The sequence below is a fragment of the Alphaproteobacteria bacterium genome (assembly GCA_018063245.1).
In the GTDB taxonomy this organism is placed as follows: Bacteria; Pseudomonadota; Alphaproteobacteria; order JAGPBS01; family JAGPBS01; genus JAGPBS01.
In genome coordinates this window covers 40,177-49,335 of the sequence record JAGPBS010000009.1, presented here as the reverse complement: position 1 = coordinate 49,335, position 9,159 = coordinate 40,177, and the positions used below count along the sequence as shown (strand labels likewise).

The 9,159-nt window shown below is 40.4% G+C and carries 8 protein-coding genes; 6 read left to right on the top strand and 2 right to left on the bottom strand.

The features are described from left to right. Positions 1–175: 175 nt before the first annotated feature. Entirely contained in the window at positions 176–1,522 is a 1,347-nt protein-coding gene (locus KBF71_02190) for a porin (GenBank protein ID MBP9877127.1), read from the bottom strand. A 226-nt stretch (positions 1,523–1,748) separates the two neighbouring features. Here KBF71_02190 and KBF71_02185 point away from each other — a divergent pair, with 226 nt between their 5' ends. Further along, positions 1,749–2,288, top strand: a complete 540-nt coding sequence (locus KBF71_02185; GenBank protein MBP9877126.1) for a peroxiredoxin — start codon at positions 1,749–1,751, stop codon at positions 2,286–2,288. 144 nt (positions 2,289–2,432) lie between these two features. Here the strand turns inward: KBF71_02185 and KBF71_02180 are convergent, their stop codons facing one another. After that, on the bottom strand, positions 2,433–3,071 hold the full coding sequence (locus KBF71_02180) for a LysE family transporter (GenBank protein ID MBP9877125.1): 639 nt from the start codon (positions 3,069–3,071) through the stop codon (positions 2,433–2,435). Between the two features lie 190 nt (positions 3,072–3,261). Here KBF71_02180 and KBF71_02175 point away from each other — a divergent pair, with 190 nt between their 5' ends. The 5 genes from KBF71_02175 (at position 3,262) to KBF71_02155 (ending at position 9,149) form a co-directional block, all read left to right on the top strand. Continuing rightward, positions 3,262–4,281: a BMP family ABC transporter substrate-binding protein gene (locus tag KBF71_02175; protein ID MBP9877124.1), complete on the top strand. Its 1,020-nt coding sequence runs from the start codon at positions 3,262–3,264 to the stop codon at positions 4,279–4,281. A gap of 77 nt (positions 4,282–4,358) precedes the next feature. Next, the gene (locus KBF71_02170) at positions 4,359–5,378 is read left to right on the top strand and encodes a BMP family ABC transporter substrate-binding protein (protein ID MBP9877123.1); all 1,020 of its coding nucleotides are present in this window, start codon (positions 4,359–4,361) and stop codon (positions 5,376–5,378) included. A 101-nt stretch (positions 5,379–5,479) separates the two neighbouring features. Continuing rightward, positions 5,480–7,045 carry an ABC transporter ATP-binding protein gene (locus tag KBF71_02165; GenBank protein ID MBP9877122.1) on the top strand — a complete coding sequence of 522 codons (1,566 nt, stop codon included), beginning with the start codon at positions 5,480–5,482 and terminating at the stop codon, positions 7,043–7,045. Then, on the top strand, positions 7,045–8,175 hold the full coding sequence (locus KBF71_02160) for an ABC transporter permease (protein ID MBP9877121.1): 1,131 nt from the start codon (positions 7,045–7,047) through the stop codon (positions 8,173–8,175). Before KBF71_02165 ends, KBF71_02160 begins: the two co-directional genes overlap by 1 nt. Continuing rightward, entirely contained in the window at positions 8,175–9,149 is a 975-nt protein-coding gene (locus KBF71_02155; GenBank protein MBP9877120.1) for an ABC transporter permease, read from the top strand. The genes KBF71_02160 and KBF71_02155 overlap by 1 nt, the downstream gene beginning before the upstream one ends. The last annotated feature ends 10 nt before the right edge of the window (positions 9,150–9,159 follow it).

Genomic DNA, 9,159 nt, shown 5'->3' with positions numbered 1-9,159 from the left:
ATGTTTATGCTGTGATTCATTCGGACCCCTTTCATCTAAACTCTCGATAAGTTTAAAAGAAAATTCCTACTGAAAAGCGGACATTTCTATCTTGCTCAAACAGGACAATATCATTTTGCTCCTACACAAAAAACCCTCATAACAGAGGGCTTTTTGAAGAATTATTTCAGTGTGATTAGAAGTTCAGCTGTGTACCAACAAGCCAAACATAACCTTTGCTTTTACTCGAAGATGTTTTTAATTCACTTGGTACAACGAATCTTGAAATATCATCTTTCCCGAATTTGCGTTCATAGAAAACAAGGTCTGATCCAACCATAATGCCTGGTGCTAATTGGTAAGTTGTACCAAAACCGTAAGCAAAGTATTTACCTGATCCATGCTTGTTGCTGCCACCTAAGTCTTCAGTGATAATATTTGCTGAAAGGCCAAGCGGTCCTGGCTCGTAGACAACACCAAAGTTAAAAGCTTGACGATCTTGTTTCTTTTTTGACTTGAGTTGCCCAGATCCCTTGTTGTCAACGTAGGATCCGCCAAGACGCCAGTCTTTCCCAAAGTCTAATTGTGCGCCAACGCTCCAGGCATTGATGTCACGGCGTTTGCCAGCAGCGGTTGCGCCAGATTTGTGATCGGCGTGAACATAAGTGGTTGAGAGTCTGTAAGTAACTTCTTGAAATTTCTTTTGGCATGTTGCCCCAAGCTCAATAAAATCTCTGAAAGAGTTTTTGAAGAAAGCTTTTGGCGAACCACGTCCACGGTTGTCTAGCGTTGGGTCTCTATTTCCATCTTGGTTTGGCTGTACATAATCGATGAGCGCATTGTTAAGTGCGGCGCTTCCGTTGATTGATGGAGTTGCAGCCGTTAGGCCATCTTTCTTGGTTCTGATAATGCTTTCGCCTGAGTTAAATTCAGGAGCGTACGAAATACCGGCCCTGAACCCATTGACACGTGGTGTGAGGTAATAAATTCTGGTTGAGTTTTCACTATCAAGTGCTTTTGGTCCAATTTGTGAAGAGCTGGACGCATCAACAAATCCTTCAAACTCAGCATTAATAGATTGTCCGAACCCGCCAACAACATTGTTGTAGCTTCTGACAGCTTGACCGAATCCTAAGTTTGGAGCGTAGAAAGTAAAACGATCAGCAGGACTTTGGTGGTCGCCAAAGCCAACAACGCCGTAGTCTGTTTTCATGGTGATGTAGGCTTCACTACTGTTGATGCTGCTATCTGTTGAGGTGTACAATTCAACGAATGCGTTGTATTCGACACCATTTGCCGCTTTTTTACTTGCTGTAAAATAAACTTGTGAAGCTGTTTGAAAATCACGGTGATTTTGATTGATAAACTTTGAATCATAAAAACCAGCGATTGATTTTATATATCCACCGATTGATAGATTGAAGTCATGACCGGCATTTCGATTGCCATCATCTGTTGGATGCATGACATTTGCAGTTGCATATGATGACAATGCTGTTAAAGAGAGTGCCATTATGAACAATGGTGTATTTTTTTTGATCATTCTTCTGGTTTCCTTACCGTTTATTAGATTGTTTTCTTTTAAACTAAATTTTTTTCGTTAAGGAAGTGTAAATTTCTATAGAAAAGATGTTCATTTATAATGAGGTTTCCCTGATTATGCTAAAAAGAAAAGACAATTGCCAAAGAAAATGGTATTGTTATTGCAAGCTCTACTTTAGAAGCTAGAGATTTAGTAATAATTTGTAATGATATATAAGGAGTTTATAATGCTAACGATCGGTGATCAAATGCCTGAATTTAGGCTAAAATCTGTTGTCTCAACCAATCCAAAAGACGCATTTAAGGAAATCACAAGCCAAGATTACAAGGCGGAATGGAAAGTTTTTTTCTTTTGGCCAAAGGATTTTACATTTGTTTGTCCCACAGAGCTTGTTGGGTTTAATGATCTGTATGATTCTTTCAAATCAAGAAATACCCAATTGCTAGGTGTTTCTATTGATAGTGAATTTGTTCACCATGCTTGGATGGTCAGCAGAACAGATTTGTCAAAGCTAAGATATCCTTTGATATCAGATATTAGAAGAGAGTTGTCTACGGCATTTGGCGTGCTTGATAAAAAAGAAGGTGTTGCTTTAAGGGCGACTTTTATTGTGGACCCAGACAATGTCATCCGCCATGTGTCAGTTAATGACCTAAGCGTTGGTCGGAACCCTGCAGAAATTTTGCGGATTCTTGATGCGCTTCAAACAGAAGGTTTGTGCCCATGCAATTGGGAAAAAGGTCAAGATACTCTTAAAGTCGCTTAATATGAGGCGCCAAGTTAATTCTACTGCTTCACTCGTCACTTATGTAGGTCAACTACATTTCACTCCTCGTTCATAGTATAATTAACTTAGTGTCTCATATTATAAAGATTAATAAAATACCCCCCTTGTAAAGAAGGGGGTATTTTATAATTGTGCTATGAATTCCAAAATACCTGTGATGAGCACATACATTGCAATAATCAAGATACCAATTGCGCTTGATTTGGTGATGATGCCAACAAGTCTGGCAGATACTTTTTTGCGACACAAAAGAATCAATGAATTTAAGAAAAGCCACCAGATGGATGATCCTGCCAGAACGCCCCCGATTAATGTGATTGTGTCTTTCTTCGTTGCATCTTCGCCGCCAATACCAAAGGCTGCAAAGGCAGTCAAAAAGGCAATGAGCGTCAAAGGATTGGTGAGCGTGAGGAAAAATCCTGACACGAAAGCAGAAAGGGAAGATTTTGCATCTGGGCTTTTGGTGATATCATGTGGGTCTGCCTTATAGGCATGAAGTGCCAGGAGAATAAGAACAAATCCACCAAAAATTCGAAACTCCAGATTATGTCCGTTAATAAAGTCAATAATTGTGGAGATGCCAAGGACTGCAATGGTCCCGTAGAGGCTATCTGCCGTTGCAGCGCCAAGTCCTGTAGAGATACCGATGCGACCACCATGCAAAAGTGTTCGTTTGATACAGAGAAGGGCAATCGGACCAACCGGAGCTGCGATTGCAATTCCAATTAAAAAGCCATTTAAAAAAAACCAAATCGTATCCATTGTTTCTTTGCGTGCCTAACATGATTTATTTTTGGTGTCGATGCTTTGATTATGCATGGTTCAAGAGGATTTGTGAAACATTTTGTGCGCAATGTAAAAAATAATGAATTTTGAGTGAAATTTCTCTTTAAAAATTTGTAGGAACGTGTATAAAGTAAAGCATCATCAATCTATAGTGGAGTGTAGTGTTATGAAACAAAAAATTCTTTTCGCATTTTTATTCCTAGTATCCTTTATTTCTTCTCATGTGCTGAGTCAAAATGCTAGCGCAGAAGAAAAAACATTTTCACCAGCCATTGTCTATGGATTGGGCACAAAATTTGATAAGTCCTTTAATGAAGCTGCCTACCAAGGTATGGAAAAATTTAAACAAGAAACAGGTATCGCTTATAAAGAATCAGAGACCATGAATGAGACGCATGGTGAGCAATATCTAAGACAGCTTGCGCGTAGAGGGTCAGATATTATTGTGACAACGGGCTTTGATCAAATCAAACCGGTCGAAAAAGTTGCAAAAGAATTTCCGAATGTAAAATTTACATTGATTGATGGTGTTGTTGATCTGCCAAATGTGCAATCAATTGTTTATAAAGATCACGAAGGCTCTTTTCTTGTAGGTGCGATTGCAGCAATGAAGTCTCAAACAGGCAAGCTAGGCTTTGTCGGTGGTATGGATATTCCGCTCATCAAAAGATTTAGTTGTGGTTATATTCAAGGGGCCAAACACGTTAACAAAGATGTAGAGCTGTTCCAAAATATGGTTGGAACAACACAAGCTGCTTGGGCTGACCCAACAAAAGCTGGTGAGCTCGCCATTAGCCAGTTTGAGCGCGGTGTTGATGTGATTTATGCAGCAGCTGGCCGTTCAGGTATTGGTGTGTTGCAAGCTGCAGCAGACAAAGGAAAGTTTGGTATTGGTGTTGATAGTAATCAAAACTATCTCTACCCTGGACATGTTTTAACTTCAATGGTGAAAAGAATTGATTTGGCGGCCTATCGTGCAGTAAAGGATGCTCATGATGGCACATGGAAGGCCGGCCTTGTAAGTTATGGTGTTAAAGATGACGGTGTTGAATGGGCTTATGATGAGTACAATAAAAGTTTGTTTTCAGAAGATATGCTTGCGACGATTAAGCAGTTGAAGCAGGATATCATCGATGGGAAAATACAGATCGTCAATTATACAGAGACTAATAGCTGCCCATACTAGGGCAGTTTTTTACACCTTATGGGTTGGTTTTACTGATTTAACAGCAGATAGTAGAATGAAGGAAAGAGGTAAATTAGATGTTTCAGAGACTTTGTAAACTTGTTGGTGCGTTTTTTGTTCTTATTGGTGTTTGTGGTTTGTCTGTAGAGGCAGCAGCAAAACAAGAATTTCAGCCTGCAGTTTTGTATGATATGGCAACAAAGCATGATAAATCCTTCAATGAAGGCGTTTATAATGGTCTGAAAAAATATAAAGAAGACACTGGGGTTGATTTTTGGGAATTCCAAATTACGAATGAGTCGCAATCTGAACAATTTTTGAGACAGATGGCTAAAAAAGGAGCGAATATCATTGTCGTTGTTGGCTTTGCGCAGATTCCAGCTTTGCAGAAAGTAGCGCCAGAATTTCCTGAAACACAATTTACTTTAATTGATGCAGAGCTTGATTTGCCAAATGTTCAATCTGTTGTTTTCCGTGAACATGAGGGATCGTACCTTGTTGGCGCTTTGGCAGCTCTTACATCAAAAACACATAAGATTGGCTTTATTGGAGGGATGGATATTCCGCTGATTCGCAAATGGTCATGTGGTTATGAACAGGGTGCAAAGGCCCTTGATCCAAGCACCGAAGTTGTTGTGAATTGGGTAGGGGATACCCCAATGGCTTGGAAAGATCCAACAAAGGCGCGCGAGATCGCAACAAGTCAGATGGATCGCGGTGTTGATGTCATTTACACAGCTGCAGGAACCTCAGCCATTGGTGTGCTAGGAGCAGTTGCTGATCGAGACAATGTGCTTGCGATTGGTGCGGATAGCAATCAAAATTATATGTACCCTGGTAAAATACTAACGTCTATGGTGAAAAGAGTTGATCTAGCAGCATACGATGCTTTAAAGGCATCACAGAATGGAAATTGGAAGCCAGGTGTTAAAATATTAGGTCTGAAAGAAAGTGGTGTGGATTGGTCTTTAGATGAATTTAATGCTCCATTCATTTCAGATGAGACAAAAGAGAAAATTAATGCATTGAAAAAACAGATTATTGATGGCAAAATCAAGGTTGTTGATAGTGCAAAAACAGGATCATGTTCTTATTAAGTTTTAGGGCTGGTTTGGTGTTATCTGTTCATAGGAGGATATTTTTTGACTTGTTTTAGGAGATTTGGATCGTGATTAGACGTCAAGATAAATCAGGAGAAGTGGCAAAGCCTGAGGTGCTAATTGCGGTTGAATTGGTTGATATTAATAAGTCTTTTGAGGCTGTTCAGGCGAATAAAAATGTGAATTTGAAGATCCACAAAGGAACGATTCACGGCATTGTTGGTGAGAATGGTGCTGGCAAATCAACCTTGATGAGTATTCTTTATGGTTTTTACCATGCAGATTCAGGCGAGATCTATATTGATGGTGAGCTGTCAGAAATCATCAATTCTCATGATGCGATATTGGCAGGAATTGGGATGGTTCATCAGCATTTTATGTTGGTCCCTCCTTTTAGTGTGATTGATAATGTGATTCTAGGCGCTGAAACAGATGCGCTTTTATCTCATTCAAGAGCTGCAGCCCGAAAAGTACTCGAAAAATTAGAGCAAGATTACAATTTAGAAGTTGATTTAGATGCGATTGTTGAAGATTTGCCTGTTGGGCTTCAGCAACGTGTTGAAATTTTAAAAGCCCTTTATAAAGGCGCTAACATACTCATCTTAGATGAGCCAACTGGTGTTTTAACACCCCAAGAAACAGAAAAGTTTTTTAAGATTCTTGCTCACTTAAGGCGCCAAGGTAAGACAGTGATTTTGATTACCCATAAGCTAAAAGAGATTATGGCGATCACCGATGAAGTGACAGTTATGCGTCGGGGTGAAATTGTTCAGACATTGAAAACGAACGAGACCAATGAACAAGATTTGGCTGAATTGATGGTTGGACACAAGGTTGAGCAGCCTCAGATTCAAACGCATTTTAATTTTGGACATGATTTGCTTGTTGTTGACAATTTGAATCTTTATGATGATCAAAATGTTCATCGCCTCAAAGATATCAATTTTAAAGTAAGAGCTGGTGAGATTGTTGGGATTGCTGGTGTTTCTGGTAATGGTCAAACAGAGTTGATTGAATGTATTACGGGCCTTTTAAAATTCTCCTCAGGTCGCATCACAGTGAATGATCATGTTGTTGAACATGATGCTCCGTTAGCGCCAAAGCGATTACGCAAATTTGGATTGGGCCATGTTCCAGAAGATCGTCTGAAAATGGGTATTATTAAAGACTTTAAAGCAACAGAGACAGCGATTTTAGGATGTCATGATAGTCCACAATATTGTCGTCGGGGGATTATTGATTGGGAGGCAGTTAAGGCCAAAACACAGGCTTTAATGAAGGAATATGACGTACGTCCTTTGAATCATCGATTAAGATCTGTTCTTTTTTCAGGTGGAAATCAGCAAAAATTGGTGATGGCGCGTGAAATCGATCAAAATCCAGAAGTCTTAATCGTTGGCCAGCCAACGCGTGGTGTTGATATTGGTGCGATTGAATTTATTCACTCAAAACTAATTTCACTCAGAGATGCAGGAAAAGCAATTTTGCTTGTTTCCGTTGAGTTAGAAGAAATAATAGCCTTGTCTGATCGGGTAATTGTGATGTTTGATGGTCAGATAATGGGCGAATTGACGAGAGAGAAAGTGACTGAGAAAAAAATCGGCCGCATGATGGCTGGCGTGTCAGTTGATTCTCGTTCTATAACAGAAGATGAGGCAGAGTAATGTCACAAGGAATTACTTACACACCAAAGTGGGTTAGACGCTTATTGATCCCTCTTTTAAATTTATCAGCGGCATTTGCTGTTTCCAGTCTTGTGATCATGATGATTGGTGAAGATCCAATCAATGCTTTTGCTGTCATGATCAAAGGTGCATTCGGCAGTTTTGAAGGGCTTGGCTATACGCTTTATTATTCAACCAATTTAATTTTTACAGGACTTGCTGTTGCGATTGCCTTGCATTGTGGGCTTTTTAACATTGGCGGTGAAGGTCAGGCCTACATTGGTGGACTCGGAATAGGGCTTGTTTGTCTGATGTTTGATGGATTGCCATGGCCGGTTGTTTTTCTTTTAACGATGGTGACTGGCGCTTTGTTTGGAGCGGCATGGGGTTTTTTACCAGGCTATTTGCAGGCAAAACGCGGTAGTCATATTGTCATTACAACGATTATGTTCAACTTTATTGCCTCCTCTTTGATGGTTTATCTGCTCGTGAATGTTTTAATGAATCCTGGGCAGATGTCTCCAGAAACAAGATCATTTGCACCTGAAAGTATGTTGCCGAAAATACATGAGATTTTGAGCGTTTTTGGAATTACAGTTTCTCCGTCTCCTTTGAATCTATCATTTCTTTGGGCGTTGATTTGCTGTGTGTTGGTATGGTTCTTTATTTGGCGTACAAAATGGGGCTATGCAATGCGTGCTGTCGGTAAAAACCCGAGAGCCGCTGAGTATGCAGGAATCTCTTCATCAAAATACATTGTTTTGGCGATGGTTTTATCTGGCGCGATTGCAGGTTTTGTGGGGCTGAATGAGCTAACAGGTGTACAGCATCGGTTGATTTTAAATTTCCAAGCAGGATATGGTTTTACAGGGATTGCTGTGGCTCTTATGGCAAGGAACCATCCTTTCTCGATAATCTTTTCTGCTCTTTTATTTGGATCTTTGTACCAAGGCGGTGCCGAACTTGCTTTTGAAGTTCAGCGCGTAACGCCTGAAATTGTTGTTGTGATTCAAGGTTTGATTATTCTCTTCTCTGGCGCACTTGAAAATTTATTTAAACCTCATGTTGAGGCTTTCTTCGCCAAGAAAGTTTCCATGGGATCGTCTCAATTAAATGGAGGAACGGCCTAATGGAAGATTCTCTTCTGTGGATTTTATCTTTAGTGAATTCAACACTCCGTGTTTCTGTTCCCCTGATTCTTGTTGGGATTGCAGGTCTTTTTTCTGAAAGAGCGGGTGTGGTTGATATTGGGCTTGAAGGAAAAATGCTTGTTGGTGCTTTTGTTGCTGCAACGCTTGCTCATTATTCCGGATCACCATGGATTGGTCTTGCCGGCGCCATTTTTGTTGTGATTTTATTCTCGCTTTTGCATGGATTTTCTTGCATTACATATCGTGGAGATCAGGTGATCTCTGGTGTTGCAATTAATATTTTAGCAGGTGGTATGACTGTTTTGATCGGTGTTGCTTTATTCCAACAAGGAGGGTCGACTCCAGGCCTGATGAATGGGGAGCGCTTTTTGCCTCTTCATTTACCGTTTGAAGAAGGGATACGTCAGATTCCACTCATTGGTCCACTGGTGGTGGGGACGCTCAGCGGTCATAATTGCCTTGTCTATTTAACGTTTCTCTTGGTTCCAGGCGTTTACTGGCTATTGTATCATACGCGCTTGGGTCTTAGAATCCGTGCTGTTGGTGAAAGCCCAAAGGCTGTTGATACAGCAGGAATCTCTGTGAGTTGGCTTAGGTACCAGGCTTTGATTTTGAATGGTGTTCTGTGCGGGATTGCGGGTGCTTATTTATCAACGGCACAATCGGCTGGGTTCTTATCGAATATGACAGCTGGTAAAGGTTTCTTAGCCTTAGCCGCTCTTATTTTCGGAAAATGGAAACCTTATCAAACAATGGGTGCTTGTCTGCTATTTGCTTTTGCGGATGCTTTGCAAACAAGATTGCAAGGTGTTGTTGTGCCGCATGTCGGTGAAATTCCTGTTCAGTTTATCCAGATGATTCCATATGTTTTGACAGTGTTTATTCTGGCTGGATTTGTTGGTAAATCAGAAGCACCACGTGCGATTGGTAAGCCATATGTGAAAGAGCGTTAATCCATCTTCG